At 55.8% G+C, this 26,539-nt stretch carries 22 protein-coding genes; 12 read left to right on the top strand and 10 right to left on the bottom strand.

The window, feature by feature from the left end; translation table 11 throughout:
* Positions 1-4: 4 nt before the first annotated feature.
* A complete protein-coding gene (fdnG, locus tag KHU33_RS01270) occupies positions 5-3,073 on the bottom strand; it encodes a formate dehydrogenase-N subunit alpha (RefSeq protein WP_211460688.1) in 3,069 nt (1,022 codons plus the stop codon).
* 240 nt (positions 3,074-3,313) lie between these two features.
* On the opposite strand from fdnG, the gene KHU33_RS01265 reads away from it, so the two are divergent.
* The 5 genes from KHU33_RS01265 to KHU33_RS01245 all read left to right on the top strand — a co-directional run bounded on the left by KHU33_RS01265 (position 3,314) and on the right by KHU33_RS01245 (position 8,935).
* On the top strand, positions 3,314-4,195 hold the full coding sequence (locus tag KHU33_RS01265; RefSeq protein ID WP_211460687.1) for a Kdo hydroxylase family protein: 882 nt from the start codon (positions 3,314-3,316) through the stop codon (positions 4,193-4,195).
* Positions 4,192-5,514, top strand: a complete 1,323-nt coding sequence (waaA, locus tag KHU33_RS01260; RefSeq protein ID WP_230413984.1) for a lipid IV(A) 3-deoxy-D-manno-octulosonic acid transferase — start codon at positions 4,192-4,194, stop codon at positions 5,512-5,514. The genes KHU33_RS01265 and waaA overlap by 4 nt, the downstream gene beginning before the upstream one ends.
* Before the next feature lie 12 nt (positions 5,515-5,526).
* The gene (locus tag KHU33_RS01255; protein ID WP_211460686.1) at positions 5,527-6,315 is read left to right on the top strand and encodes a YdcF family protein; all 789 of its coding nucleotides are present in this window, start codon (positions 5,527-5,529) and stop codon (positions 6,313-6,315) included.
* A 242-nt stretch (positions 6,316-6,557) separates the two neighbouring features.
* Complete coding sequence (locus tag KHU33_RS01250) at positions 6,558-7,559, top strand: glycosyltransferase family 8 protein (protein ID WP_230413983.1); 1,002 nt, start codon at positions 6,558-6,560, stop codon at positions 7,557-7,559.
* Between the two features lie 476 nt (positions 7,560-8,035).
* On the top strand, positions 8,036-8,935 hold the full coding sequence (locus KHU33_RS01245) for an O-antigen ligase family protein (protein WP_230413982.1): 900 nt from the start codon (positions 8,036-8,038) through the stop codon (positions 8,933-8,935).
* 76 nt (positions 8,936-9,011) lie between these two features.
* On the opposite strand, the gene galE is transcribed toward KHU33_RS01245, so the two are convergent.
* The 4 genes from galE to KHU33_RS01225 all read right to left on the bottom strand — a co-directional run bounded on the left by galE (position 9,012) and on the right by KHU33_RS01225 (position 16,013).
* Positions 9,012-10,034 carry a UDP-glucose 4-epimerase GalE gene (gene galE, locus KHU33_RS01240; RefSeq protein WP_211460685.1) on the bottom strand — a complete coding sequence of 341 codons (1,023 nt, stop codon included), beginning with the start codon at positions 10,032-10,034 and terminating at the stop codon, positions 9,012-9,014.
* A gap of 138 nt (positions 10,035-10,172) precedes the next feature.
* Entirely contained in the window at positions 10,173-11,606 is a 1,434-nt protein-coding gene (locus KHU33_RS01235; RefSeq protein WP_211460723.1) for an efflux transporter outer membrane subunit, read from the bottom strand.
* A 49-nt stretch (positions 11,607-11,655) separates the two neighbouring features.
* Positions 11,656-14,808 (bottom strand): efflux RND transporter permease subunit, encoded by a 3,153-nt coding sequence (locus tag KHU33_RS01230; protein ID WP_211460684.1) that lies wholly within the window; start codon positions 14,806-14,808, stop codon positions 11,656-11,658.
* Between the two features lie 11 nt (positions 14,809-14,819).
* Positions 14,820-16,013, bottom strand: coding sequence for an efflux RND transporter periplasmic adaptor subunit (locus tag KHU33_RS01225; RefSeq protein ID WP_211460683.1), 1,194 nt, complete (start codon positions 16,011-16,013; stop codon positions 14,820-14,822).
* A gap of 255 nt (positions 16,014-16,268) precedes the next feature.
* Here KHU33_RS01225 and KHU33_RS01220 point away from each other — a divergent pair, with 255 nt between their 5' ends.
* On the top strand, positions 16,269-16,913 hold the full coding sequence (locus KHU33_RS01220; protein ID WP_211460682.1) for a TetR family transcriptional regulator: 645 nt from the start codon (positions 16,269-16,271) through the stop codon (positions 16,911-16,913).
* Positions 16,914-16,983: 70 nt separating this feature from the next.
* Here KHU33_RS01220 and KHU33_RS01215 read toward each other — a convergent pair whose 3' ends face one another.
* The 4 genes from KHU33_RS01215 to KHU33_RS01200 are packed head-to-tail and all read right to left on the bottom strand — an operon-like array spanning position 16,984 to position 20,048.
* Positions 16,984-18,285, bottom strand: a complete 1,302-nt coding sequence (locus tag KHU33_RS01215) for a TolC family outer membrane protein (protein ID WP_211460681.1) — start codon at positions 18,283-18,285, stop codon at positions 16,984-16,986.
* Positions 18,286-18,337: 52 nt separating this feature from the next.
* Complete coding sequence (locus KHU33_RS01210; protein WP_211460680.1) at positions 18,338-18,661, bottom strand: rhodanese-like domain-containing protein; 324 nt, start codon at positions 18,659-18,661, stop codon at positions 18,338-18,340.
* Positions 18,662-18,669: 8 nt separating this feature from the next.
* The gene (locus KHU33_RS01205) at positions 18,670-19,335 is read right to left on the bottom strand and encodes a protein-L-isoaspartate O-methyltransferase family protein (protein WP_211460679.1); all 666 of its coding nucleotides are present in this window, start codon (positions 19,333-19,335) and stop codon (positions 18,670-18,672) included.
* 59 nt (positions 19,336-19,394) lie between these two features.
* On the bottom strand, positions 19,395-20,048 hold the full coding sequence (locus KHU33_RS01200; protein WP_211460678.1) for a TetR/AcrR family transcriptional regulator: 654 nt from the start codon (positions 20,046-20,048) through the stop codon (positions 19,395-19,397).
* A 215-nt stretch (positions 20,049-20,263) separates the two neighbouring features.
* On the opposite strand from KHU33_RS01200, the gene KHU33_RS01195 reads away from it, so the two are divergent.
* The 5 genes from KHU33_RS01195 to recQ all read left to right on the top strand — a co-directional run bounded on the left by KHU33_RS01195 (position 20,264) and on the right by recQ (position 24,891).
* Positions 20,264-20,518 carry a YkgJ family cysteine cluster protein gene (locus KHU33_RS01195; RefSeq protein ID WP_211460722.1) on the top strand — a complete coding sequence of 85 codons (255 nt, stop codon included), beginning with the start codon at positions 20,264-20,266 and terminating at the stop codon, positions 20,516-20,518.
* A 44-nt stretch (positions 20,519-20,562) separates the two neighbouring features.
* Entirely contained in the window at positions 20,563-21,135 is a 573-nt protein-coding gene (locus tag KHU33_RS01190) for a DUF1439 domain-containing protein (protein WP_211460677.1), read from the top strand.
* Between the two features lie 95 nt (positions 21,136-21,230).
* Complete coding sequence (locus KHU33_RS01185) at positions 21,231-22,076, top strand: undecaprenyl-diphosphate phosphatase (protein ID WP_211460676.1); 846 nt, start codon at positions 21,231-21,233, stop codon at positions 22,074-22,076.
* 86 nt (positions 22,077-22,162) lie between these two features.
* On the top strand, positions 22,163-23,035 hold the full coding sequence (locus tag KHU33_RS01180) for an undecaprenyl-diphosphate phosphatase (protein WP_211460675.1): 873 nt from the start codon (positions 22,163-22,165) through the stop codon (positions 23,033-23,035).
* A gap of 23 nt (positions 23,036-23,058) precedes the next feature.
* Entirely contained in the window at positions 23,059-24,891 is a 1,833-nt protein-coding gene (gene recQ / locus KHU33_RS01175) for a DNA helicase RecQ (protein WP_211460674.1), read from the top strand.
* Between the two features lie 146 nt (positions 24,892-25,037).
* Here recQ and KHU33_RS01170 read toward each other — a convergent pair whose 3' ends face one another.
* Positions 25,038-26,216: an FAD-dependent oxidoreductase gene (locus tag KHU33_RS01170; RefSeq protein ID WP_211460673.1), complete on the bottom strand. Its 1,179-nt coding sequence runs from the start codon at positions 26,214-26,216 to the stop codon at positions 25,038-25,040.
* On the opposite strand from KHU33_RS01170, the gene KHU33_RS01165 reads away from it, so the two are divergent.
* Positions 26,206-26,499, top strand: a complete 294-nt coding sequence (locus KHU33_RS01165) for a hypothetical protein (protein WP_211460672.1) — start codon at positions 26,206-26,208, stop codon at positions 26,497-26,499. The genes KHU33_RS01170 and KHU33_RS01165 overlap by 11 nt on opposite strands.
* Positions 26,500-26,539: the final 40 nt, after the last annotated feature.

The following is a 26,539-nucleotide window of genomic DNA, read 5'->3' as shown; positions in this document are numbered from 1 at the left end:
GCTCCTATGCTTTCTCGACCTTGACCAGGAACGATTTGAATTCCGGTGTTTGCGAATTGCCGTCCCCCACGCCAGGCGTCAGCGTATTGGTCAGGTAGCCCGGTTTCGCCAGACCTTTGAAACCCCAGTGGATCGGGATGCCGACGTGGTGCACAGGTTTGCCCTCAATCATCATTTTCTTGAGGCGCTTGGTGACCACAGCGACGGCGACGATATAACCGCGCTTGGAGCTGACCCGGACACGCTCGCCGGCGACCACGCCGATTTCCTTCGCCAGATCCTCGCCGATTTCGACAAACTGTTCAGGCTGGAGAATCGCGTTCAGACGCGCATGCTTGGTCCAGTAATGGAAATGTTCGGTGAGCCGATAAGAGGTGCCGACATGCGGGAAGGCGTCGGCCTTGCCGAACATGGCGCGGTCGTAAGGAAACACGCGGGCGCCCGGATTGCTGGTTGCCGCCGGATTTTTTGGAAACAGCGGGTTGTAGCCGAGCGGCGTTTCGAACGGTTCGTAATGCACCGGGAACGGCCCTTCGGCCATGCCGGCGCGGGCAAAGAAACGCGCCACGCCTTCCGGGTTCATGATGAACGGCCCCATGCCGCCCGCCGGTGCTTCGTCCACCTTGAAGTCTGGAACATCGACGCCGCTCCATTTCTGGCCGTTCCAGCCGATCACCTTGCGTTTTGCATCGAACGGTTTGCCGTTAAGGTCGCACGATGCGCGGTTATACAGGATGCGGCGGTTGGCTGGCCATGCCCATGACCAGTTCAGGGTCTGGCCGATGCCGGTCGGATCCGAGTTGTCGCGGCGCGCCATCTGGTTGCCGGCTTCGGTCCAGCAGCCGGCGAAAATCCAGCAGCCGCAAGCGGTGCTGCCGTCGTCGCGCAACTCGGCAAAGCCGGCCACTTGCTCGTTTTTCTTGCGTACGATCTTGCTGGCGTCTTTGGGATCGGCCAGGTCGCTTAGCGCGCGGCCGTTGTATTCCTTGGCCAGCTCGTCTGCGGTGGGGCTTTCCGGATTGGCGTAAGGCCAGGCCAGGTTGACGATCGGATCGGGATATTTGCCGCCGTCCTTGATGTACATCTTGCGAATCTTCAGGAACAGTTCCGACATGATTTCCAGATCGCTGCGCGCCTCGCCTGGAGGCGGTGCGCCTTTCCAGTGCCATTGCAGCCAGCGGCCGGAGTTGACCAGCGAACCGTCTTCCTCGGCAAAACAGGTGGTCGGCAGGCGGAACACCTCGGTCTGTATTTTGCTTGGATCGACGTTGTTGAATTCCCCATGGTTCTGCCAGAACTCAGAGGTCTCGGTGGCCAACGGATCCATGATGACGAGGAACTTCAGCTTGGCCAGGCTGGCGCCGATCTTTCGTTTGTCCGGCGCCGCTGCCAGCGGGTTGAAGCCTTGCGCGATGTAACCGTTGATCTTGCCCTGGTTCATCAGCTCGAACACCTGCAGCATGTCATACGGCTTGTCCAGCTTGGGCAGGTAATCGTAGCCCCAGTTGTTCTCTGCCTTGGCGGCGTCGCCCCACCAGGCCTTCATCAGGCTGACATGGAAATTGCCGTAATTCTGCCAGTAACTCATCTGGTTCGGGCGCAACGGCTTGCTGGCGCGCGCGGCAATGTATTTGCCGTAATCCTGTTCGGATTCCGAGGGTAGTGTCATGTAGCCCGGCAGCAAATTGGTCATTAACCCCAGGTCGGTCAAGCCCTGGATGTTCGAGTGGCCGCGCAGCGCATTCATGCCGCCGCCGGCGACACCGATATTGCCGAGCAGCAGTTGCACCATGGCGCCGGTGCGGATGATTTGCGAGCCGATCGAATGCTGGGTCCAGCCGAGTGCGTACAGGATGGTGCCGGCGCGCGTCGGCGATGCGGTGGACGCCAGCATCTCGCACACTTTCAGGAATTTTTCCTTGGGCGTACCGCATACGCTCTCCACCATTTCCGGCGTATAGCGCTCGTAGTGCGTTTTCATCAGGTTGAAGACGCAACGCGGGTGGGCCAGGGTTGGATCGGTCTTTACGAAACCGTCGTCGCCCAGTTCGTAATCCCAGGTGCTCTTGCTGTAGTTGCGCTTTTCCGCGTTGTAGCCAGAGAAAATCCCCTCGTCGAAGGTGAAATCCTCGCGCACGATGAAGGTGAAGTCGGTGTAGTTCTTGACATATTCATGCTGGATCTGATCCTTTTCCAGCAGGTAACGGATTACCCCGCCGAGGAAAATGATATCGGTGCCGGTACGGATCGGCGCGTAGAAATCCGCGACCGAGGCCGAGCGCGTAAAGCGCGGATCGACAACGATCAGCTTTGCCTTGTTATGTGCCTTGGCTTCCGTCACCCATTTGAAACCGCAGGGGTGAGCCTCGGCTGCGTTGCCGCCCATGATCAGTATCACGTCCGCGTTCTTGATGTCGACCCAATGGTTCGTCATCGCTCCACGGCCAAACGTCGGGGCAAGACCTGCCACCGTCGGGCCGTGTCAGACACGCGCCTGATTGTCGAACGCCAGCAGCCCGAGGCTGCGCATGGTTTTGTGGGTCAGGTAGCCCACTTCATTGCTGCTGGCCGATGCTGCCAGCATGCCCGTCGTCAGCCAGCGGTTGACGGTCAGGCCCGCTGTCGTCTGTTCGACAAAATTGGCGTCCCGGTCCTGTTTCATCAGGGTCGCAATACGGTTTAGCGCATCCTCCCACGACATGCGTTTCCATTCCTTGGAGCCGGGCGCCCGGTATTCGGGGAACTGAAGACGGCTGGGGCTGTGAATGAAATCCAGCAGCGCCGCGCCCTTAGGGCAAAGCGTGCCGCGATTGACCGGATGGTCCGGATCGCCCTCGATGTGAATGATGCTGGCCTTGGCGTTTTTTGCGCCATCGCCGAGGCTGTACATCAGGACGCCGCAGCTGACCGAGCAGTAGGGGCAGGTGTTGCGGGTTTCAGTAGTGCGCGCCAGTTTATAGCTGCGCACTTCCGCCAACGCCGGCGCCGGCGAAAATCCCATCAGCGCCAGGCTCGAACCTGCCAGGGTAGCGCCAGTCGTTTTAAGGAACTGGCGTCTTGACATGTGAACCATGGGTAGACCTCTCTTTGTGCATTAATGCCAAATCGCGTCGGTACATGCCAATTTATTATAGGATGGATTATTGTCTGCCAACAGAGGGAAATGTTGCGGCCCGGTTGCCATCAGAGCTCTCTGAATCCGTGCCGGCAGGGCGTTTCTTGAATTAATTGATTGGCAACTATAATTCAGGCTGAATTCAAACCGATTGATGCTGTGGTTCACGCCGTCATTGCAACACGGCATAATACGGCCATGGAACAACAAATTCTCGAAATTGACATTGCCGACTGGCAGATCGGCACACCGAATTCGGCGTGGATTTCTGCGCTTGAAGCCGGAAAAGTCCTGTATTTCCCACATCTCAGCTTTATCTTCAGCGCCGATGAAAAGCGCTTCCTGACGCCGGCAATTCGCGATCCAAAGAGCCGCAATATCAGCCTGGACGCTAATGGCAGATTGAAAGGCGCGCTAGGCGATGCGGCAGATCTGGCTGCTTTGGCAAACATGATCGGGCGCTTTCGAAAGCAAGCGCAACAACTGATCTATTCCTTGCTGCCTGCTTATGCCGATACGCGCAGCGAATTGCGCATGGCGCCGACCAGCTATCGGCCGATGCAAGTGGAAACCCGCGCCCAATCCTGGCGCGCCGATGATCGCCGCATGCACGTCGATGCGTTTCCTTCGCGGCCTAATTACGGCGAACGCATCTTGCGCGTATTTGCCAACGTCAATCCGGATGGCGTGCCGCGCGTATGGCGTGTCGGTGAACCGTTCGAAGATGTGGCGCAACGCTTCTTGCCTAGAGTAAAAGCGTATTCGCGCTGGCAGGCTCAGGCCTTGAACGCCTTGCATGTCACCAAGTCCTTACGCAGCGAATACGATCATCTGATGCTGCAATTGCATGACGCCATGAAGTCTGATCTGGCCTATCAGAAAGATGGTCCGCAAGTGACGCAGCCATTTGCAGCAGGATCGGTATGGGTATGCTTTTCTGATCAGACGCCGCACGCGGTGATGTCGGGCCAGTACATGATGGAGCAAACCTTGCACCTGCCGGCCGCCAAGCAATACGATCCCGGCGCCAGTCCGCTGGCAATCTTGCGTCGCCTGACTGGCCGTGCGCTGACCGAATGAAGGCTGCATCGGGTTTTGATGCAGGGCGGGCCTGGCGTATCCGTCTGTTGTATTCCGCAGTATGGTGGCTGGCGATGCCCTTGGTCTTGCTGCGCTTGTGGCGCCGTGGGAGTAAAGAACCGGGTTACCGGCAGCATGTGCTGGAACGGATTGGTTTTTATCCGCCCATAGCACCGCCGCTGGCAGCGGGGAAATTCCTGTGGGTGCATGCGGTCTCGGTCGGCGAGACGCGTGCTGCCGAGCCCTTGATCGCGGCCATGCTCGACGCCTATCCGGAACACGCCATCCTGTTGACGCATATGACTGCCACCGGACGCGCCACCGGCCTAGCCTTGTTTGGCAAGTCGCCGCGGGTGCTGCAGTGTTTTCTTCCCTACGATACCGGCTGGATGGCCGGCCGCTTCCTGCGGCATTTCTCGCCTCGCCTGTGCGTCCTGATGGAAACCGAAGTGTGGCCAAACCTGATCGTCCAGTGCGGACGCCACAACGTGCCGGTGGCGCTGGTCAATGCGCGTCTGTCGGAGCGTTCCCTGCGTCGCGGCAAGCGTTTCTCTACCCTGATGACCGAAGCTGCCAGCGGCATGTCCTGTGTCGGCGCACAGACTGAAGCAGACGCCGGCCGTTTGCGGCAACTCGGCGGTAGCAACGTACAGGTGACCGGCAGCGTTAAATTCGATGTCACGCCTGCTCCATCCCTATTGGCTATCGGCGCTGCGATGCGAGAGCTGATCGGCAAGCGTCCGGTGCTGTTGTGCGCCAGCACTCGTGACGGCGAAGAAGAACTGATTCTTGAGGCCTTGGCGAAACGCGGCCGGGATCCGGCATATGCCAATCTGTTGGTCATTATCGTGCCGCGCCATCCACAACGTTTCGATGAGGTGGTTGAGATAGCGGCAGCAAAGGGATTGCCATCGTCGCGCCGTACTCGGCTGGGTGGCGAGCCAGTGCAGCCTCAAGTGAAGATACTGGTCGGCGATTCGATGGGGGAAATGTTCGCCTATTACGCCGCTTGCGATGTGGCGTTTATCGGCGGCAGCCTGCTACCGATGGGCGGGCAAAACCTGATCGAGGCGTTTGCGGTCGGCAAGCCGGTATTGATCGGTCCTCATACTTTCAATTTTTCAGACATCACTGAGCAGGCGATTGCTGCCGGTGCGGCGCAACGGGTGAGCGATGTCGACAATATGCTGGATACAGCCCTGCAATTGTTGCAGGCCGATCGACAACGCCAGGCGATGGGTGAGCAAGCCAGCCATTTCGCGCAACAGCATCGCGGCGCCACCGCGCGCACCATGGCCTTGCTGGCGCCGTTTATCTAATTCCGTTCAACCATGCATGCAACTTTTATCATCACCAAAGTGGTGAGCGCGCTATTGCTCCTGCCAACCAATCTGATCTTGTCGTGCATCGCCGGCATGCTGCTGCGGCGTGCCTATCCGCGTGTCGGCATGGTCGTCAGTCTCGCGTCATTGTTGTTGCTGGCGGTGCTAAGCAGCAAGGCCGGCGCGTTGTTGCTGGTGACGCCGCTGGAGCAACGTGCGCCGCCGTTGGCGGCCGCTGCTGCCGACGGCGCACAGGCGATTGTCATATTGGGCGGAGGCAGGCTGGAAAATGCGCCTGAATATAACGACGGCGACACCCCAAACTATTGGACTCTGGCGCGTTTGCGCTACGGCGCCAAGATACAGCGCCAGACCGGGCTGCCGATATTGGTATCCGGCGGCATGCCTGAGGGTTCGAAAATATCCGAGGCCACACTGATGGCAAACAGCTTGCGCGACGATTTTGCGACGCCGGCAAAATGGCTGGAAGAGGCATCCGACGATACCGAGCAGAATGCAGAATTCTCGGTCGGGATTCTGGCCCAAGCGGGGGTGAAAAAAATCATATTGGTGACTGATGCTCTGCATATGCCGCGAGCGCAGATGATGTTTGCGCAGACCGGGTTGGATGTAGTGATTGCGCCGACCATGTTTTTTAGCCGGGACCGGCTTACCTTATTAAGTTTCTTGCCGTCGGGAGAGGGCTTGCGCCGTAGCGAATATGCTTTGCATGAGTGGTTGGGAGTGTTGTGGTATCGCATGCGACACGGGTATTCGCGACACATGGGAACTGCCTGACAGCAAACTGACGCAAAGTTGCCCGAAAGAACTAAGTCAGCGCAGCTCAATTAACCGGTAGCTGAAAGACTCAGTATGAGCATACGTTTTAACGACATGCAGAACTCAAATTTGTTATCCTTCGCTACTTTAAAAGTGCAATGCAGTTGATTTTGAGGGTGTATTTTTGTTAAATATTCTCGCTTGGAAATTTATCCTTGAGCTTTGAGGATCTATACAACATCGTTTAGCAAGGACAACAATTGGGTGCCACTTCATCCCGCAATTCTCTTTCAGGTCTCGCTCCCCACTCTGATGCCGTACATGTCGCGTTTGGTGTCGACACAAATTATTTCAGAGGCATGGGCGTCACTATTACCTCCGTTCTGAAAAATAATCCTGGTGTGTTTTTTGTTTTTCATGTGTTTGCATTTTCCATTACGGATGACAGCCGGCGCCGACTGGAGAGGTTGGAAAGCAGCTATAACACCTCTATCAATATTCACATTATCCAAACAAGTGTACTGGCTGAGTTTTCCCAATTTCCTTGTTTTTCACAGCATCCGCTGGGCACATTCGTCCGGCTCCTGATTCCGAATTTACTTCAGGGAATCACCAGGAAAGTGCTCTATCTGGATGCCGACATCTTATGTCTGGGCGGGCTTACTGAATTGTTGTCTATAGAAATAGACAACTGTATAGCTGCGGTAGTCCATGATCAGATTGAAACCACCGCAAAGACACAGATTGCTGCATTAAATTTGCCACATAGCGAATATTTCAATGCCGGTGTCATGTACATTAATGTTGATAACTGGGTGGCGAACGACTCTCAGAATAAAGCATTAACTATTCTTACAAAGCAGGAACTGGTTTTTGCAGATCAGGATGCATTAAATATTGTGTTAAACGGCCGTACGAGATATATCGAAGAAAAATGGAATTTTCGTTACCATTTGGTAGATTTTCTCAGTAAAGGTGATATGCGTTTGAGTATGCCGGGGCCGATTGTGTTTATGCATTTTACCGGGCCGGTAAAACCTTGGCATGACTGGTGTTTGCACGAAGCGAAGGCCATATTCATTGAATATCAATCAATGTCTTCCTGGGCCGATATGCCATTGGATCGACCTAAAACTGCGAGAGAGTTGAAATTGTTTTCAAAATTTCTCGTCAAGCAACATAGAGTTACCGAGGGTGTATATTGGCATACAAAATATTTATGGGTGAAACTTATTTATAACATGAAGATTCGCTTAAAATAAATTTTAATTATTCGATTGGAATATGAATAATATTGTTCATGCTTATGGATTGTGAAAATAATATTTAAATCAAAAGATCAGATCTGCTTCCCGGCTTCGAGTACGGGTGTGGCAATGTATTAATTTTCAAACTTTAAATATCCGCGAATCGGAGAAATAGTTGCGTTATTTGAAATTATTGGCTACTGGCTTATTAGTAGCATTTTATATTTTAGCATTGGTTGTAGACCGTGCTGCCGGAGTAATTTTTGCTTTATTGTTATTGCTTGGTCTGATTTTCCTTGTGTCTCGGAGAGAATCCGACGGCAAGTCATTCTGGCAGTTGATAAAAGAGTACTGGCCGCTTCATTTGGCAATGTGCAGCCCGTTAATTGCCGTATTTGCGAATCAGCTTGGGTCCGGACATTTTCGGGGGCGGACGTACGATCCACCATTCCGATTGGCGATGTTTGTCTTGATTTTTTGTCCAGTGGGGTTTGGTCATAGGAGCTTTCCTGTCAGCCATCAAAATATATACGCTGACGAACGGCGGAGCAACGCGTTATGGAACGGATTTCATCCCTATTATTATCTTTGGTGAGATGGCTTTGTTACTAGGTGTTTTCTCCACATTATCGATTGCATGGAATAAATCTGACAATAAAGCAGTTATATTTTTCAAAATTGCGGCGCTATGTGCCGGCTTGTATGCGGCATATTTATCGCAATCACGCGGTGTCTGGCTTACCATACCGGTTTTTGCTGTCATCGCCGGCCTGGCGGCAAAAAATATTCGCTCCAGCTACAAGCTATCCGCTATCACTTTCTTTGTAATTCTATTGGGCGCTGTATCCTACTTTGGAAATATTGTAAAGGAACGGGTCTTGGTTGCCGAAAGTGATATCAGTCAGTATTCGGTAGGCGCAAACGTAGACACTTCTTTAGGTATCCGTCTTCAATTATGGCGTGGATCATGGGTGTTGTTCAAGGAGCATCCAATCTTTGGGGTCGGTGTGGAAAATTTTCCGAAAGCTTTAGAGGATTTATCCAAAAGGAATATTATTACGCCACTTTCTGCCACGTTCCCGCATTCACACAACGAAATATTATTTATGATGTCCAGGCTTGGTTTATTCGGTCTATTGGCAATATTAGCGTTGTATTTTGTTCCCGCATATTATTTTTCTCGAGAGCTGCGCGATAATGATTCGGAAATCCGATATACAGCTGCGATGGGGCTTGCGCTGTGTCTCGGATTTATCATCCTTGGATTGGTAGATGTTGTGTTCTTGTGGTGGGAAATCTATCCGTATTACGTTGTAAGCATAGCTTTTTTCTTAACATATATTATAAAGCGTAAAAAAATTCTGCATCAGGAAGAGCTGCCGTCCCCATAGATTTTTAGTAATTTTGGACATTGGACAAGAAGCTTTACAGCTGGGGATCAGAATTTTTGCTTGAATCGAACGGCCGTCAAGTATCGGAAAAGCCGTTTGGATTCATATTCTGCCAACGCCAAGAGTCGGCACAAATGATATCGAGTCCCCGAGTTGCACGCCAATCGAGGATTCGCGCCGCTAACGACGGATCAGCATAGTAAGCTGCAACATCGCCTGGACGTCTTGCAACGATTTCGTAGGGGATTGGATGCCCACATGCTTTTTCATAACTGCCGATTACCTCCAGAACGCTGATACCGCGTCCAGCCCCAAGATTGACGGTGAATGATGCGCCGTCGCCGAGCAAATGTGACAGTGCCGAGACGTGCCCCTCCGCTAAATCCATCACGTGAATATAGTCGCGCACACCTGTGCCGTCTGGCGTAGGGTAGTCTCCGCCATATACGCGCAATCTGTCCAGTTTGCCGACAGCGACCTGTGCCACATAGGGCATCAAATTATTGGGTACGCCCAGGGGATTTTCGCCAATCAATCCGCTTTCATGAGCGCCAACCGGATTGAAATAGCGCAGATAGCCTATGTCCCAGTCGTGATCCGAACATTCCAGATCACGCAAAATTTGCTCACTCATCAACTTGGTTTGTCCATATGGATTGGCTGCACGTAGAGGAGCATTTTCCTTAATCGGCACCGTTTCCGGGTCGCCATAAACCGTCGCAGATGAGCTGAATACCAGGGTTTTCACCGAGTGCTGCGCCATGACTTTGCATAAAACCAATAGACCATTTAGATTTGTATCGTAATAGGTAAGTGGTTGTTTTACCGATTCCCCAACGGCTTTCAACGCAGCAAAATGGATGACCGCATCTATTTTATTCTGTGAGAAAAGGTTCTCAAGCAGAGTTGCATCGCGCACATCACCTTCGACAAAATTTAATTTTTTCTGGGTAATTATAGAAACTCGGTTAACAACTTCGATAGTGCTATTGCAAAAATTATCCAGGCCGATGACGTTATACCCGGCCGCAATCAAGGCACACCAGGTATGAGAGCCTATATATCCGGTGGCCCCGGTTAAAATAATGGTTTTTTTCATAAGAAATTCATCTCAATTTATATGGCGATTGGGGGATCGTCCCATTATATTATTGGCATAGGCACAAATTGTTGCAGTGAAAAAAAACACCGCACAAGTGCGGCGTTTTCTCTGCGTTAATACCGATCGGAGCGCAAATTACGATTTCGTAGCCACGGTATTTTCATTCAAACCGCCACCCAGCGAACGATACAGATCGATCGCATTGTTCAGGCGCAGTTGCCGCGTCTGGATCAGAGCCTGTTGGGCCGAGAACAGATCACGTTGCGCGTTCAGGCGATCAGTCGAGCTGGCGATACCGTTCTTGTAACGCAGATCGGTCAATTTCACCCGTTGTTCCTGCGCTTTGACGAATGCATCCTGCGCTGACAGCTCCTCTTCCAGCGTGCCGCGGGCAACCAGCGCATCGGCAACTTCCCTGAATGCGCTCTGTATGGTTTTTTCGTAGCTGGCAATCGCCAGATTCTTACGGATTTCGCTCAACGACAGATTGGCGCGGTTGCGGCCGCCCTCAAAAATCGGCAAGGTCAATTGCGGCACAAACGACCAGGTGCGGCTGCCTGCCGAGAACAAACTGCCCAGCGATGTGCTGGCATTGCCGATCCCCGCCGTCAGCGATATGGTAGGGAAGAAGGCAGCGCGGGCCGCACCGATGTTGGCGTTGGCAGAACGCAGTTGCTGTTCCGCTTCACGGATATCGGGACGGCGTGTCAGCAGATCGGAAGGCAGGCCGGCCGGGATATCAGTGACGATTTGCTCATCCGACAGCGATTGCGGCGCCGGCAGGTCGCCCAATGGCTTGCCGACCAGCAGCGTCAAGGCGTTAGTCGCCTGGCCGCGCTGGCGTACCAGCGTCGCCAGCGATACGCGGGCCGATTGCACCAGCGTTTCGGAATTGCGCAGATCGAGTTCCGACGATGCGCCAACATCAAAGCGCATCTTGTCCAGCTTGTAGTCGTCCAGCCGGCTATCAAGGGTTTGCTGCGCCAGTCTTTGCTGCTCGGCGAACGACTGCTCGGTCAGGTAGGCTTGCGCAACCTGCGAAACCAGGCTGATTTGCGCCGACTGGCGTGCTTCTTCGGTCGCCAGGTAACTAGCTAGCGCAGCATCTTTCAGGCTACGGATGCGGCCGAAGAAATCGAGTTCGAACGATGTCATGTTCAAACCGACCTGGTAGGACGTGCCGACTGCGGGCTGACCCGGCACCAACTGATCGGCAGCGGTACGGCCGCGAGTGCGGCTGAAATTGCCATTGAAATGTGGCAAGGCATCGGATGCGGTGATGTCGTATTGCGCGCGCGCTTGCTCGATATTCAAGGCAGCGGTGCGTAGATCGCGGTTGTTCTCAAGCGCCGAGGTAATCAGCGCCTGCAACCGTTGATCCGGGAAAAACTGGCGCCAGCCGAGCGCTACCGCATCCAGTTGCGCCTGGCCATCGGCGGCAGCCGGGTAGCTGCCGGCCACCGGCGCTTCCGGCCGTACATAGGTCGGCGCCATGCTGCAAGCCGACAGAACCCCTGCCAGCAGCAGGGCGCCGCTCAGGCGCTTGGGTAAAGACGCCGTAATTGACATCGATTTCGTCACCGAGTTTGCCACCGAATTTGCCACCGAGTCTGCCACATTAAACATGCTGATTCTCCAAATCTATTTTCTGACCGGCCGCATGCAGCTTGCGTTGGCGTTCGCTGCCTTTGAAGAGTCTGCGTACCACCACGAAGAACACCGGCACCAGGAATACCGCCAAGGCTGTCGCTGTGATCATGCCGCCCATGACGCCGGTACCGATCGCGCGTTGGCTGCCTGAGCCGGCGCCGGTCTTGATTGCCAGCGGCAGCACGCCGAGGATAAACGCGAACGAGGTCATCAGAATCGGCCGGAAGCGCAGATGCACCGCTTCCAGGGTCGCTTCGATCAGGCCCTTGCCCTGAGCTTGCAAGTCTTTCGCGAATTCGATAATCAGAATCGCATTCTTCGCCGACAAGCCGACCACGGTAATCATCCCGACCTTGAAGTAGACGTCGTTCGGCATGCCGCGCAAGGTAACGCCCAGCAGCGCGCCGAGAATCCCGAGCGGCACCACCAGCATCACCGCCAGCGGGATGGAAGTGCTTTCATACAAGGCCGCCAGCACCAAGAACACTGCCAGCAGCGACAATGCATAGAGCATCGGCGCTTGCGAACCGGAGGTCTTTTCTTCCAGCGACTGGCCGGTCCATTCAAAGCCGAAGCCAGGCGGCAGCTTGGCAGTCAGCGCCTCCATTTCATCCATCGCTTCGCCGGTGCTATGGCCAGGCGCAGCGCCACCGGAAATTTTCATCGCCGGATAGCCGTTATAACGCGTCAGCTGCACCGGGCCGTTGGTCCAGCGCGAGCTGGTGAATGACGAGAACGGCACCATGGTTCCTTGCGTGTTCTTGACATACAGCTTGGCCAGGTCTTCCGGTTGCAGCCGTTGCGGTGCATCGGCTTGCACGATCACCCGTTGCTGACGTCCCTGGTTCGGGAAGTCATTCACGTAGGACGAACCGAGCGCGGTCGACAGCGCGCTGTTGATCGCATTGAACGAGACGCCCAGGGCGTTGGCTTTGTCGCGGTCAATATCCAGTTGCAGCTGCGGCGCATCTTCCAGGCCTTCAGGGCGGACCCCAGCCAGGATCTTGCTTTGCGAGGCCATGCCCAGCATCTGGTTACGTGCTGCGGTCAATGCCGCATGTCCCACGCCGGCGCGGTCTTGCAGACGGAAAGTAAAGCCCGTTGCGTTGCCCAGCTCAGGAATCGGCGGCGGATTCAGCGGGTAGATGATGGCGTCCTTGATTTGCGAGAACACACCAAATGCCTTGCCTGCGATCGCGTCGGCCGACTGATCCGGACCGCGTTCGCTCCAGTCCTTGAGCGGGGTGAATACCAAGCCGGCATTCTGGCCGTTACCGGAGAAGCTGAAGCCGGTAATGGCAACCACATTGGCGACACCAGGCAATTTCGCGTAATAGTTTTCGATTTGCTTGATGACTTCCAGGGTGCGGTTGCTGCTGGCGCCGGAAGGCAACTGGACGTTGGTGACGATGTAGCCCTGATCTTCGGCCGGCAGGAACGATGCCGGCAAGCGCACATACAGCAAGCCGACGCATACCAGGATCGCGCCATATATCAGCAGATAGCGGCCGGTCTTGCCCAGCATTTTGGCGATAAAGCCTTGATAGCTGTTGGTGGTAGCGTTGAACTTGCGGTTGAACCAGCCGAAGAAGCCTTTTTTCTCATGGTGATGTCCTGCTTCCACCGGCTTCAGGATGGTGGCGCACAGCGCTGGCGTCAGCGTAAATGCCATCAATACCGAGAACACCATCGAAGCCACCATCGACAGCGAGAACTGGCGATAAATCGCGCCCACCGCGCCGCTGAAGAAAGCCATTGGGATGAACACGGCAATCAGCACCAGGGTGATACCGATCAGGGCGCCGGTAATCTGGCCCATCGCCTTGCGGGTTGCATCGCGTGGCGACAAACCTTCTTCGCTCATGATGCGCTCGACGTTTTCCACCACCACGATTGCATCGTCAATCAGGATGCCGATCGCCAGCACCATGCCGAACATGGTCAGGACGTTGATCGAGAAGCCGAACAGCAGCAAGGTGGCGAAAGTACCCATCAATGCGACTGGCACCACCACTGTCGGGATCAAGGTGTAGCGGATGTTTTGCAGGAACAGATACATCACCAGGAACACCAGGATGATCGCTTCGACCAAGGTCTTGACCACTTCTTCAATCGAAATCTTGACGAATTTCGAGGTGTCGTAAGGGATCGTGTATGTAACACCGGCTGGGAAATACTTGGACAGCTCAGCCATCTTGGCGTGGACTGCGGTAGCGGTGCCCAGCGCGTTGGCGGTTGGCGACAATTGCACACCGACGAAGGAGGTCGGTTTGCCGTCGAGCCGGCCGGCGGTAGCATAAGACTGGCCGCCGATTTCGATACGGGCAACGTCGCGCAGACGCACCACCGAGCCATCCGCATTGGCACGCAGCTGGATATTGCCGAACTGCTCAACGGTATTCAGCTGGCCGGTGACCACCACGGTAGCGGAGATCTGCTGCGTTCCAGGGCTAGGCAGGTCGCCGATGGTGCCGCCTGCGACCAAGGCATTTTGCGCCGTGATTGCAGCCGTTACATCGGCTGGCGTCAGGTTGAGGCCAACCAGCCTGGCCGGATCGATCCAGATCCGCATCGCCCGTTCAGTACCGAACAACTGCGCCTGGCCGACGCCTGGCACACGTTTGATTTCGTTCACCACGTTGCGCGACAGATAATCGCCGAGTGCAATCGGGTCCAGCTTGCCGTCAGACGAAGACAGGCCGATAAACATCAGGAAGTTGCTACGCGACTTGGTGACTTGCACGCCTTGTTGCGTGACTGCCGCAGGCAGCCGCGCCTCAACCCGTTTCAAGCGGTTCTGTACATCCACCGCCGCCAGGTCGGCGTTGGTTTCCGGAGTAAAAGTGACGGTGATCGCCACTGCGCCGTTGGCCTGGCTTTGCGACTCGATATATTGCAAACCGTCGGCGCCGTTCATTTCCTGTTCGATCAGGCTGGTAACGCTGTCGTCCAGGGTTTGTGCAGTTGCACCGGGATAGGTAGCGTTAACTACAATCGTCGGTGGTGCAATCGAGGGATACTGGGCCACCGGTAATTGCGTGATGGCCAATGCACCCCCGAGCAGGATGAATATGGCCAGCACCCACGCAAATACGGGGCGATCGATGAAAAACTTGCCCATTAATAGGCTCCTTATTTAGCAGTTGAGGCAACTGCGGCTGCGGTCGGCGCGGCTGCAGCAGTCGGATTCCATGGCGTTGGCTTCACGACCGCGCCCGGTTTGATCTTTTGCATGCCTTCGACGATCACTTTGTCGCCGGCTTTCAAGCCATCGCTGACGATCCATTTGTCGCCTTGCGCAACATCGGCCGTCACCGGGCGTACCGCCACCTTGTTGTCGGCGCCGACGACGAATACCGAAGAACCGTTGAGATCACGCTGCACCGCTTGTTGCGGCACGGTCAGGGCGGAAGCGTTGACTACCTGCTCCAGTTTGGCGCGTACGTACATGCCCGGCAGCAAACTACGATCCGGGTTAGGGAACTCTGCGCGCAGGGTGACCGAACCGGTGGTGGCGTCGACCGTCAAATCGGAAAACAGCAATTTGCCGGCCTGCGGATAAGGGCGGCCATCTTCAGTCACCAGGGTGACCTTGGCCTGGCCTGCGCCGGCGCTTTCCAATTGACCGCTCTTCATTGCCTGCTGCAATTTGAGAATGTCAGTGCTGGACTGGGTCACGTTGACATAGATCGGATCGATTTGCTGCACCACTGCCAGCTGAGTTACTTCACCCTGGCCTACCAGTGCGCCCTCGGTAACCAAGGCCTTGCCGATGCGGCCGGAAATTGGCGAGGTCACGGTCGCGTAACCGAGATTGAGGCTGGCGGTTTGGCGTGCAGCCTTGGCGGACGCAACATCTGCTGCCGCTTGCTTCTGCGCTGCAACGGTATCGTCGTATTCCTGTTTGCTGACCGCGTTGACCTCCACCAGTGGCTTATAACGTTGTGCTTTCAGCGTCGCGGTAGTCAGATTTGCTTCTGCCTTGGCCAACGTGGCTTGCGCGCTGTCGTAGGCGGCTCGCAGCGGCGCCGGATCGATCTGATACAAGGTTTGACCAGCCTTGACATCGCTGCCTTCGCGGAAATTACGCTTGAGCACAATGCCGGCCGCGCGTGCGCCGATTTGAGCGATACGAGTAGCTTCCAGTCGACCAGGCAGTTCCGTGGTGAGAGCCAGGCGTTCCGGCGCGATAGTGATGATTGAAACGCCGGCTGGAGGCGGCGCACCTTGGGCGTCCGGCTTCTTGCCGCAGGCGGCGACTGCTGACAGGAGCGCGATAGCCAGGGTGATACGCGTGAGACGGTTGATAGAGCTAACTGAATTCATAAAATTCTCGCACGGTAATTGAGGAAAGACTGCAAATCTGACAGGTGACTCTGCTTCTTGAAACGACATAGGATATATATGTAATTGCTTTGGTGCACCGGATGCTTTGCCGGAAAGCGGGTGGAGCAGCCGGAATCCTGCTATTATACATACATGCATGAATGTATGTTTTTTTGACTGTAGTTGTTGATGTTTTATTGTAATTATTTGCTGCGAGCGCACAGGGCATCGTAACAGTTTGGAGGTCGGCTTAAAATGGCTAGAAGTACAAAAGAAGAAGCGCTGGAAACGCGTGGCCGCATCCTTGATGCGGCAGCGGAGGTGTTTCATCAGCATGGCGTATCGCGCACCACGCTGGCCGATGTCGCCAGCGCCGCTGACGTAACGCGCGGAGCTATCTATTGGCACTTCAAGAACAAGAGCGATTTATTCGACGCCATGTGCGAGCGGGTGCGCTTGCCGATGGAGGCGATGATCGAAAAAACCGCCGACGAAAATGCGAATGATCCTTTAAATCAGTTCCGCAACAGATGTTTGTTTACCTTGCAGGAAGCGACGTTGAATCCGCAGTCGCGCAAGATTTTTGAAATCGTCCTGCACAAATGCGAGCTGGTGGATCCGGAGGACCCTATTTACATTCGCCGGCTCGAATGCTTTTTGGAAGGTCGTACCGATATAGAACGCTTGCTGCGATTTGCGATTGCGAAAGGGCAGCTGCCGCGCGAACTGGATCCGATACTGGCTGCGGTCATGGTGCAAGGACTGCTGTTCGGCATCTTGAACAACTGGACCTTCAGTCCGCTGAGCTTTGATCTTACAGAAAATGTCGCGAAAGTGGTCGACAACTGTATTCACATGTTCAAGACTTCACCGTTCCTGCTGAAAAATAACGAAACCTGATCGGAGTGTGGGGCCGCGCTTTCCAACTCGATCACTTAACCTCGCTCACTCGACTTCCTTCACGCAGTTTTCAATACACTGCCGGCACCAGCAATGCATTGATTTGCTGCAGATCCTCTTCCTTCAAGGTGCCGACTGCTGACTTGAGTTTCAAGCTATTCATCAGCGTGTCGTAACGTGCTTTGGCCAAATCCCGGCGGGTAGAGAACAATTGCTGCTGCGCGTTCAGCACGTCGATATTGATGCGTACCCCCACCTGATACCCCAATCGATTGGAGTCCAGCGATGATTGGCTGGAGATTTCCGCAGCCTCGAAAGCCTTGACCTGAGCCAAGCCGCTGCTGACCCCGAGATAGGCCTGGCGTGCATTCAACGCGGCGGTCCTGCGCGCATTTTCAAGATCGGAGCGCGCCTTGTCTTCCAACGCCACCGCCTGCCGCACGCTGCTGTTGACGGCGCCGCCGGCATACAGCGGGATGGTCCATTGCACGCCGATTGAATTGGACACCTGCGAGATATTGAAAAAGGGGATCGGACTGCCGCTGACATCGGAATGGCTGCGGCTGGCAACCAGGTCGACCGTCGGCAGGTGGCCGGCACGGTTCTTCTTGATTTCGTATTTTGCGCTATCCAGTGCGATTTCCTGGCCGATCACGCCGAAGTTCTGCTGTTCGGCGCTACTCACCCAGCTCTCGATCGCAGCCGGCTGCGGCGCACTCAGCTGGACCCCGGGACGCAAGGTCGCCAGCGGCGCCGGCGGCTTGCCGATAATCTGCTGCAGCACATTGCGGGCGACTTCCAGATTATTGCCGGCCGCGATTTCCTGAGCGATCACCAGATCGTAGCTGGCTTGCGCCTCATTGGTGTCGGTAATGGTGGCGGTGCCGACTTCGAAATTGCGTTTGGCAGAAGCCAGTTGCTCGGCAATCGAACTTTTCTGAGCTTGCAAAAATGCCAAGACGTCCTGTGCCGTCAAAGTGTCAAAGTAAGCCTGGCTGACGCGCAGCATCAAATCCTGCTGAGCCTGAGCGAATCTCACTTCACCGGCGGCGACCGATAATTTGCTTTCCTGGTACTGCTGCCAATATGCCGGGCGAAACAGGGGCTGGGTAAGCTGCAGGCTGTAATTGTTGGTGATGGTTTTCCAGGAATCTCCGGCACGGCTGTAGCTGCCGCCGACGCCGACCGTCGGCAACAGGGCGGCGCGCCCCTGAACACTGGCTTCGTTGCTGGCGCTGAGCGCATAACGTGCGCTGGTGTACACCGGATCGTTGGCCAGCGCTTGCTGATACGTTTGAACCAGATCGACTGCGTGCGCGTTCACAGCCAGCAATGCGCTTGCGATCAACGAAGCCATCAGGGTATTGCGCATTACACTCTCCGGAACGGTGGCGGCAGGTCAGTAGGCGATCGGTCTGGCAGGTCTAGTAGGTCGGCATGGCCGGATCGACCTGCTGGGCCCAGGCATGAACGCCGCCGGTCAGGTTGCTGACCGCGGAAAAGCCGTGACGCTCCAGAAAAGCAGCGACCTGCATGCTGCGCGCGCCATGATGGCAGATGCAGACGATCGCCTGATCCTCTTCCAGATCGTTCAGATGCGCCGGCACCGTTTGCATCGGCATCAGCCGCGCCGCATCTATGCGGCAAGTCTCGTATTCCCACGGTTCGCGTACATCCAGCAGCAACGGCTTGGGACGTTGCGGATCGGCGATCCAGGCGGCCAGTTCTGAGGCGGTGAGATGTTGCATAGGCAGGCTTAGAATTTGAAGTGGGAATGAACAGCGGCTTCGCGCAACGGTTTGACGTCTGTTTCAAACAGGTGGGCCGTGCTGTAGTTGCTGTCAGAAGTACGGGTAATGATTTGCGCCGACATCACCGGTGCCTCACCCAGGATGGCAATAATCCGGCCGCCGACATTGAGCTGCTTGAGGAAAGCATCCGGCAGGCTTAAGAGCGAACCTGAAATCACGATCACGTCGTAGCTCTTGTTGGCACTTTGGTCCCAGCCCTGGGCGCCGTTGCCCAGGGCAACCTCGACGTTGGTGATGCCGTAGGCAGCCAGATTCTTTTCGGCCAGCGCTTTCAGTTCAGGATCGATTTCAACCGTGGTGACATGCCTTGCCTTGTAGCACAGCAAGGCAGCCATGTAGCCGGAGCCGGAGCCGATTTCCAGCACTTGCTCATGTTTCTTCACGCCAGCTTCTTGCAACAGGCGCGCTTCGACCTTAGGCGCCAGCATGCTTTCGCCGTTGGCGCCAGGCAGAGGGATTTCGGTATCGGAAAACGCCAGGCTTTTGTAGGCGGCAGGGACGAATTCCTCGCGCCGTACTACCGCCAGCAAATCCAGGATGTCCAGGTCCAGCACGTTCCAAGGGCGAATTTGCTGTTCGATCATATTGAAGCGGGCTTGTTCGATATTCATGGTTATGGCTCGGTAGTGAAAATAAAGGGCTCATTCTATCAAAGGCTACCCTCAAAAACCTATTTAGAACCGGCATGCGGCTGGCTGAGCAAGCCATGCAGGCAAAGGTCGATAAAACTGTCCAGATAGCTGGCCGCGTCAACCGCTTCCACATGGCAGGGATTGAATGGTTGTTGCCACATCATCAGCATGATCACCGGCGCAATCAGCACATTCGCAGTCTGGCCGACGTCGATCGCACGAAATTCGCCGCGCTCGATGCCACGCTGCAGCATGCGTACAATCATGGCTTCGCCGCGCTGGCTGATTTCTTCGCGGTGGAAGGTCGCCAATTCCGGAAAATTACCCGATTCGGCCATCATCAGTTTAGTAATGCCGGCCAGTTTCGTAGCGCCGATGCGCTGCCACCAGCGCAGGACGATGTCGCGGAACAGATCGGCGCTGGAGCCGCCGTAGCCGTCAATGACGTCTTCCGCTTCATCCAGCACCGGCAGCATGTTTTCGCGTACTACCGCTTTGAATAACTCTTCCTTGTTCTCAAAATACAGGTACAGAGTTCCCTTGGAGACACCGGCCAGGGCGGCGACATCGCCCAGCCGGGTGGCGGCAAATCCGCGTTCGACAAACAGATCCAGCGCGGCCGCCAGTAATTCCTGCGGACGCGCTTCTTTGCGTCTGGCCCAGCGGGGTGTGGAGCTGAAAGGGCAATTCATGAATGCTTGGCTTTGTTAATTACTGACTTAAGAGTCAGTAATGTAAGCGGCAACTGGGAGAGTGTCAAGAAAGGCCGGTCAGTGCGTTGGAACTTGACGGTACGGACGATGATTGCAAGTAAAATCTGACCTTCGGTTAAATCGTATTGTTATATATTTCGCATGTTTTCAAAAAATACATTCATTGCTGAGGTCTGGGGGTGAGCGCGCAAAGCATTTCTTGCCGCCCGGATTGCGGCGCCTGTTGCACGGCGCCGTCGATTTCGTCGCCTATCCCTGGCATGCCTGACGGCAAACCGGCGGGAGTCCGCTGCATTCAGCTGGACCAGGCCAATCTTTGCCGGATTTTCGCCAGTCCCGATCGCCCTGCCGTTTGCGCCAGCCTGCAGCCAGCCTTGGATATGTGCGGCAGTTCCCAGGCGCACGCCATGCATTACCTGGCAACGTTGGAACGATTGACCGCTGTGTAGGGTCTGTCTGTAGACACAACAAGGCAGAACAAGGAAAAATCCCGATGCATGCAAAAAAATTCATTCCCGGTAAGGTCATTCCCGTGTTGCTGGCATTACTGATCACGCTATTGTTAGCTTCCTGTGCGGCCCTCATCGGACCGCGCGATGTCCAATTCCCACTGGCCAAACTTCAGCAATCGGTGGATAAGCGCTTGCCGTTTTCCCAGCGTTATCTGGGCCTGTTCGAAATTACCGCCAACCGGGCCCAACTGAGCTTGCCGCCCGAGCAGAATCGCTTGTCGATGGCAACCGATGTAACGGTGACCATGCCGTTGCTTGGCAAATCTTGGAACGGCACGATGGCGATTTCGGGTGTGCTGACCCTGGACAATCCGCACAATGCGGTGACGTTGCAAGAGCCGAAACTGGATAGCCTGATGCTCAACGGCCTGGACGATACCTACGCCGCGCAAGTGACTCAGATCGGCAATCTGCTGGCGCGTCAATTGCTGACCAACCTGCCGTTGTATACCTTTAAACCGGAAGACCTGCGCTATGCCGGCGTTGCTTTCATGCCGACGAAAATCGGCACCAGGCCGGAAAATCTGGTGGTCACATTCGAACCGGTAAAATAGCCCCTTGGTTTTAAGAAAACTCGCGCAGCTTTACGACGTCCGGGGCGGTATCATTCGCCGGCCGGATTCCCTTTCTCTTTCTACCCCCACGCTACATGGATATAATTCTCGCGTTAAAAGCACTCATCATGGGCCTGGTCGAGGGATTCACCGAATTTCTGCCAATCTCATCGACAGGTCACTTGATTCTGGCCGGCAGCTTGCTGGATTTTACTGCCGACATCACGCGTGAAAAAGCTGAAGTGTTCGAGATCGCCATCCAGGCTGGCGCGATTTTCGCCGTGTGCTGGGAGTACCGCGCCCGTATAGCTGCGGTCTTGCGCGGCCTGCCTCACGACGCCAAGGCGCGCAAGCTGGTCGTCAACCTGATCATTGCTTTTATCCCGGCGGCGATACTGGGGCTGTTGTTCAGCAAGATGATCAAGGAAAAATTGTTTGCGCCGTTGCCGGTGGCGATTGCACTGATTGTCGGCGGCTTCGTCATCCTCTGGGTTGAGCGCCGCAACAAGAATGGTGATCGTGCCGCCAGGGTCGAATCGGTGGACGACATGAGTGCGCTGGATGCCTTGAAGATAGGTATTGCCCAGGCGTTTGCGCTGATTCCAGGCACCAGCCGTTCGGGTGCAACGATTATCGGCGGCATGATGTTTGGCCTGTCGCGCAAGGCCGCTACCGAATTTTCATTTTTTCTGGCAATTCCCACTTTATTTGCCGCCACCATTTATTCCCTGTATAAGGATCGCGCGCTGCTGTCGGCGGCCGACATCCCGCTGTTTTCGATCGGCACGGTAGCGGCATTTGTCTCGGCATTCCTGTGCGTGCGCTGGTTGCTGCGCTATATCAGCAGCCATGATTTTTCCGTGTTTGCGTGGTATCGGATTGTGTTTGGCCTGGTAGTGATCGTGACCGGTTATGCCGGCTGGGTAAGCTGGGCGCATTGAGCGCGCATGTGCTTTGTATCTGCTTTATAGAAGAGTCATGGGTATTTTAAAAACCGTAGTTGTCCAATTTTGAGCAGGAGAATGTTGTGGCAAGTGTATGTTCCGCTGGTACCGATATCGGGTTTGCATCGCTAGACTATGTGCAAGTCGCGATCCTGGGCGTGATTCAGGGCATCTCTGAGTTACTGCCGATTTCTTCCACCGCGCATATGCGCATCGTTCCCGCCATACTCGGTTGGCATGATCCGGGTTCGGCGTTTTCAGCGGCGATGCAATTGGCCGCGCTGGCCGCCGTGGTCAGTTACTTCTGGCGCGATGTGCGCGAGGTCACTGTCGGCAGCATCACCGCGGTACGCGAACGCAATTTCAGCAATCCGTCATTCCGTCTCGGCTTGGCGATCATCCTGGCGACGATACCGATCGGGATTGCCGGTCTGGCCCTGTCGTCTGTGTTGAACGCCTGCGGTTCGCCGTTGCGCAGTCTGAGCGTGATTGGTTACGCCTGTATCGCCATGGGCGTGTTGCTGGCGATTGCCGAACTAAGTTGCCGTCATCGCCGCACTGTCGGCGAGATGCGTCTGCGCGACGCGCTGATCGTCGGTCTGGCGCAGGTGGGTGCGCTGATTCCGGGCGTGTCGCGTTCCGGCTCGACCTTGACCGCCGCCTTGTTCCTCAATTTCAAACGCGAAGAAGCGGCGCGCTTTTCTTTCCTGCTTGGTCTGCCGGCGATCGCCCTGGCCGGTTTGAAAGAGCTGCTGGTGCTGTTCCATTTGCATATGCCGCTAGAGACCTGGATGCTGCTGATTTTCGGTCTGGTGATCGCCAGCATCTCGGCTTTCGGCGCGATCTGGGGCTTGATGAAATTCCTGGAGAAATTCTCGACCTGGCCATTCATCGTGTATCGGATTGCCCTCGGGATCTTCCTGCTGGTCGCCGTCAGCAACGGTTTTCTTAGTTAATCAACGTCGGGCCTAGTTATTTAATGTCACATCCAGCCGACGCAAGTTCCGATCCGCAAGCACTGCATATACTGCAGACGGTATTCGGTTATCCATCTTTTCGTGGCCAGCAGGCTGAGATTGTCAGCCATGTAGCCAACGGTGGCGATGCGCTGGTCTTGATGCCGACCGGCGGCGGCAAATCGCTGTGTTACCAGATCCCGGCATTGTTGCGAGACGGCGTCGGGGTAGTGGTGTCGCCGCTGATCGCGCTGATGCAGGATCAGGTCGATGCGCTGGCCGAGGTCGGGGTGCGCGCCGCTTTTCTGAATTCCACGCAAACCTATGAAGAAGCGTCGCAGATCGAACGCCGCGTGCGCAGCGGCGATCTCGATCTGGTGTATGTGGCGCCGGAGCGTTTGCTGACACCGCGTTGCCTGGATTTGCTGGAATCGTCGAAGATCGCCTTGTTTGCGATTGACGAAGCGCATTGCGTATCGCAATGGGGGCATGACTTCCGGCCGGAATACATCAAGCTATCGATCTTGCACGAGCGTTTTCCGCAAGTGCCGCGGATTGCGCTGACGGCCACCGCCGACCAGCAGACCCGCGAGGAAATTGCGCTGCGTTTGCAACTCGAACAGGGCGCGCGTTTCGTTTCTTCATTCGACCGCCCCAATATCCGCTATCAGATTGTTGAAAAAGCCAACGGCCGCAAACAGTTGCTCGATTTCATTCAAAGCGAGCACGTCGGCGATGCCGGGATTGTGTATTGCCTGTCGCGCAAGAAGGTCGAGGAAACCGCTGAATTTCTGGAGCAGCAAGGGATTCAAGCCTTGCCCTATCACGCCGGCATGGACTACGCGCAACGGACCAAGAACCAAGGGCGTTTCCTGCGCGAAGACGGCATCGTGATGGTGGCCACCATCGCTTTCGGCATGGGCATCGACAAGCCCGATGTGCGCTTTGTCGCGCATCTGGATCTGCCGAAGAGCATAGAGGGTTATTACCAGGAAACCGGCCGCGCCGGCCGCGACGGCGGCCCCGCCAATGCCTGGATGGCTTATGGCTTGCAGGACGTGGTGCAGCAGCGGCGTATGATCGATGAGTCGGAGGCCGGCGAAACCTTCAAGCGCGTGCTGGGCGTCAAGCTGGATGCGATGCTGGGGCTATGCGAAACCCTGCATTGCCGGCGCGTGCGTTTGCTGGATTATTTCGGCCAGGGTTCTGAGCGTTGCGGTAATTGCGATACCTGCATGAGCCCGCCGGTGTCATTCGATGCGACAGTGGTGGTGCAAAAGCTGCTGTCGACGATTTATCGGGTCGACCAGCGTTTCGGTGCGATGCATGTGATGGATGTCTTGCGCGGCATCGATTCCGACAAGATCAAGCAGTGGCGTCACGATCAACTCTCTACCTTTGGCATCGGCAGCGATCGCAGTGAAGCCGAATGGCGGGCGATCTTGCGGCAATCGATTGCGCTCGGCCTGATCACGGTCGATCATGAAGCCTATAGCGCGCTGAAACTGACCGATGCTGCCCGGCCGGTGCTACGCGGCGAGCAGCAGGTGCAGTTGCGGCAGTACCAGAAACCGGTCAAACAGAAACGCAGCGGCAGCAAGCCCAAGGGCTATGTCGAGACCGATCTGTCGACGCTGGAACAGGCGATTTTCGAGAAACTGCGCTGGTGGCGGGTCGAAACTGCGCGCAAGCACAACGTGCCCGCTTACGTCATCTTCCACGACGCTACCATGCGTGAAATCGCCAAGGCGCAACCGGCCTCTCTGGATGATCTGCGCGGCGTCAGCGGCGTCGGCGAGAAGAAGCTGGAGACTTATGGTGCGGAAATTGTCGAGCTGATTGCCGAGTTTGCGTAACAGTAGTAGCGCCGCCAAATCATTCAATCACCTAACGCGATCTCTAAAAACTCCGTCATCCCCGCGAACGCGGGGATCCAATTTACTGATTTAAAATAGATTCCCGCGTCCGCGGGAATGACAGAACAGGGTTATTCGAGCTGTCCCTAAGCAGTAGTACCCAAGGCCGCCATCAAGGCTTGCCTGATTTTCGCTTCTTGCGGCGCTACCCCAAAACCCACCATCACACCCTGGGCATCAAAGAAACGGCAAATCGTGGTCGCGCCATCCTGTTCGGTTTCCCAGCGGCCGGCGGCCACCGCATGCAACGGCGGCGGCACCAGCGCCAGCGGGTAGCTAGGGGTTTTGACGATCACCGGCGAATGTTTCAAATCAATCTCGGTATCTTCGCCGGTCAAGGTCTTGGCAATCGCCCGGGCTGCGGTAAGGATCGGCGCGATGTATGGCAAGGGGCTGGTGCGGCCTTCGCTGTCCACCCGGTATTCGGCGCAATCGCCGAGCGCATACACATCGGCAGCGCTGGTGCGGCCGTGAGCGTCCACCATGATGCCGCGGCCGGTAGCCAATTGCGCTACTTGCGCCAGAGCCAAGTCGGGACGCAGGCCGACCGCAGACAAGACGACATCAGCTACCACTGCATCGCCGTTCGACAAGCTGATCTTGATTGCGCCGTCGGCATGGTCGACGCTGCTGGCGGTGGCGCCAAGCTGCAGCGCGATGCCACGGCCGGTCAACGCAGCTTGCAAACCTTGCGATAACGCCGGCGCCGCCAGCGCTGCCAATGGCAAAGGGTTGGGATCGATCAGCGTCACCGTGTGGCCGTGCGCAGCAAGATCGTCGGCAAATTCGCAACCGATCAAGCCGGCGCCGAGGATGGCAACCCGGGCCGAAGCTTGCTGATCGGGCAGCAGCTTGGCACGGAAGGTGGCGTAATCGTCGATGTGGTTGACCGACAGCACGCGGTCGTTGGCGTCGCCGGCCAGGTTCAAGCGGATCGGCTGGGCGCCGACCGCAATCACCAGCTGCCGGTATTCGAAAGCGCCGTTGCTGGTGTCGACCACCTTGCCGGCGGTATCGATGCCGTTGACCCGGGTCTTGGTCATGATATTCGCGCCGATCTGTTCAGCCATTTGCACCGCGCTTTGCGAGATCAGCTGCGCCGCCAGCTTCTTTTGCGCGAAGGCGTTCGACAGCATCGGCTTGGAATAGAAACCGCCATCGTCGGCCGTGATGATCAGCAGCGCGGCTGTCTTGTCCAGCTTGCGTACTTCACGCGCCAGAGTATAGGCAGCCATGCCGGCGCCGATGATGATAATGGGTTTCATGGAATGTCCTGAAGGATGGTTGGCAGTGATGATGAACGTGGTATCTGATGTGGAGCGCGAGCCGGCGCAATACGTGTGGCTGTGCGGTTGTGCGGCGGCTAATTTTACAGCAAGCGTCAGACTGGATTTCAAGCACTTCAAAATCCATCTTGGCGTCGCGCTGTTCCACTTTGTCCAGGGTCGCGAAACGTTTGGCGGCCTTTCCAGGGGATATAGAAATGAAAAATTGATTATCTTTGCATCTATGATAGTTTTTTTGTATTTAATTTGTGGATTCAGATAGTCTTTATGAATAAAAATGTGAAATTGCCATTCACAATGCG

Source organism: Collimonas silvisoli, from assembly GCF_018305005.1.
Lineage (GTDB): Bacteria > Pseudomonadota > Gammaproteobacteria > Burkholderiales > Burkholderiaceae_D > Collimonas > Collimonas silvisoli.
This window is presented reverse-complemented; position numbering and strand designations above follow the sequence as displayed.

Excerpts from the sequence above, each read along its gene's own strand:
- KHU33_RS01220 (WP_211460682.1), top strand. The coding sequence starts at position 16,269 with ATGGCTAGAAGTACAAAAGAAGAAGCGCTGGAAACGCGTGGCCGCATC.
- KHU33_RS01225 (WP_211460683.1), bottom strand. The coding sequence starts at position 16,013 with ATGAATTCAGTTAGCTCTATCAACCGTCTCACGCGTATCACCCTGGCT.
- KHU33_RS01185 (WP_211460676.1), top strand. The coding sequence starts at position 21,231 with ATGGATATAATTCTCGCGTTAAAAGCACTCATCATGGGCCTGGTCGAG.
- KHU33_RS01210 (WP_211460680.1), bottom strand. The coding sequence starts at position 18,661 with ATGCAACATCTCACCGCCTCAGAACTGGCCGCCTGGATCGCCGATCCG.
- KHU33_RS01215 (WP_211460681.1), bottom strand. The coding sequence starts at position 18,285 with ATGCGCAATACCCTGATGGCTTCGTTGATCGCAAGCGCATTGCTGGCT.
- KHU33_RS01165 (WP_211460672.1), top strand. The coding sequence starts at position 26,206 with ATGGGTTTCATGGAATGTCCTGAAGGATGGTTGGCAGTGATGATGAAC.
- galE (WP_211460685.1), bottom strand. The coding sequence starts at position 10,034 with ATGAAAAAAACCATTATTTTAACCGGGGCCACCGGATATATAGGCTCT.
- KHU33_RS01205 (WP_211460679.1), bottom strand. The coding sequence starts at position 19,335 with ATGAATATCGAACAAGCCCGCTTCAATATGATCGAACAGCAAATTCGC.
- KHU33_RS01265 (WP_211460687.1), top strand. The coding sequence starts at position 3,314 with ATGGAACAACAAATTCTCGAAATTGACATTGCCGACTGGCAGATCGGC.
- KHU33_RS01255 (WP_211460686.1), top strand. The coding sequence starts at position 5,527 with ATGCATGCAACTTTTATCATCACCAAAGTGGTGAGCGCGCTATTGCTC.
- waaA (WP_230413984.1), top strand. The coding sequence starts at position 4,192 with ATGAAGGCTGCATCGGGTTTTGATGCAGGGCGGGCCTGGCGTATCCGT.
- KHU33_RS01230 (WP_211460684.1), bottom strand. The coding sequence starts at position 14,808 with ATGGGCAAGTTTTTCATCGATCGCCCCGTATTTGCGTGGGTGCTGGCC.
- KHU33_RS01235 (WP_211460723.1), bottom strand. The coding sequence starts at position 11,606 with ATGTCAATTACGGCGTCTTTACCCAAGCGCCTGAGCGGCGCCCTGCTG.
- KHU33_RS01190 (WP_211460677.1), top strand. The coding sequence starts at position 20,563 with ATGCATGCAAAAAAATTCATTCCCGGTAAGGTCATTCCCGTGTTGCTG.
- recQ (WP_211460674.1), top strand. The coding sequence starts at position 23,059 with ATGTCACATCCAGCCGACGCAAGTTCCGATCCGCAAGCACTGCATATA.
- KHU33_RS01170 (WP_211460673.1), bottom strand. The coding sequence starts at position 26,216 with ATGAAACCCATTATCATCATCGGCGCCGGCATGGCTGCCTATACTCTG.
- KHU33_RS01200 (WP_211460678.1), bottom strand. The coding sequence starts at position 20,048 with ATGAATTGCCCTTTCAGCTCCACACCCCGCTGGGCCAGACGCAAAGAA.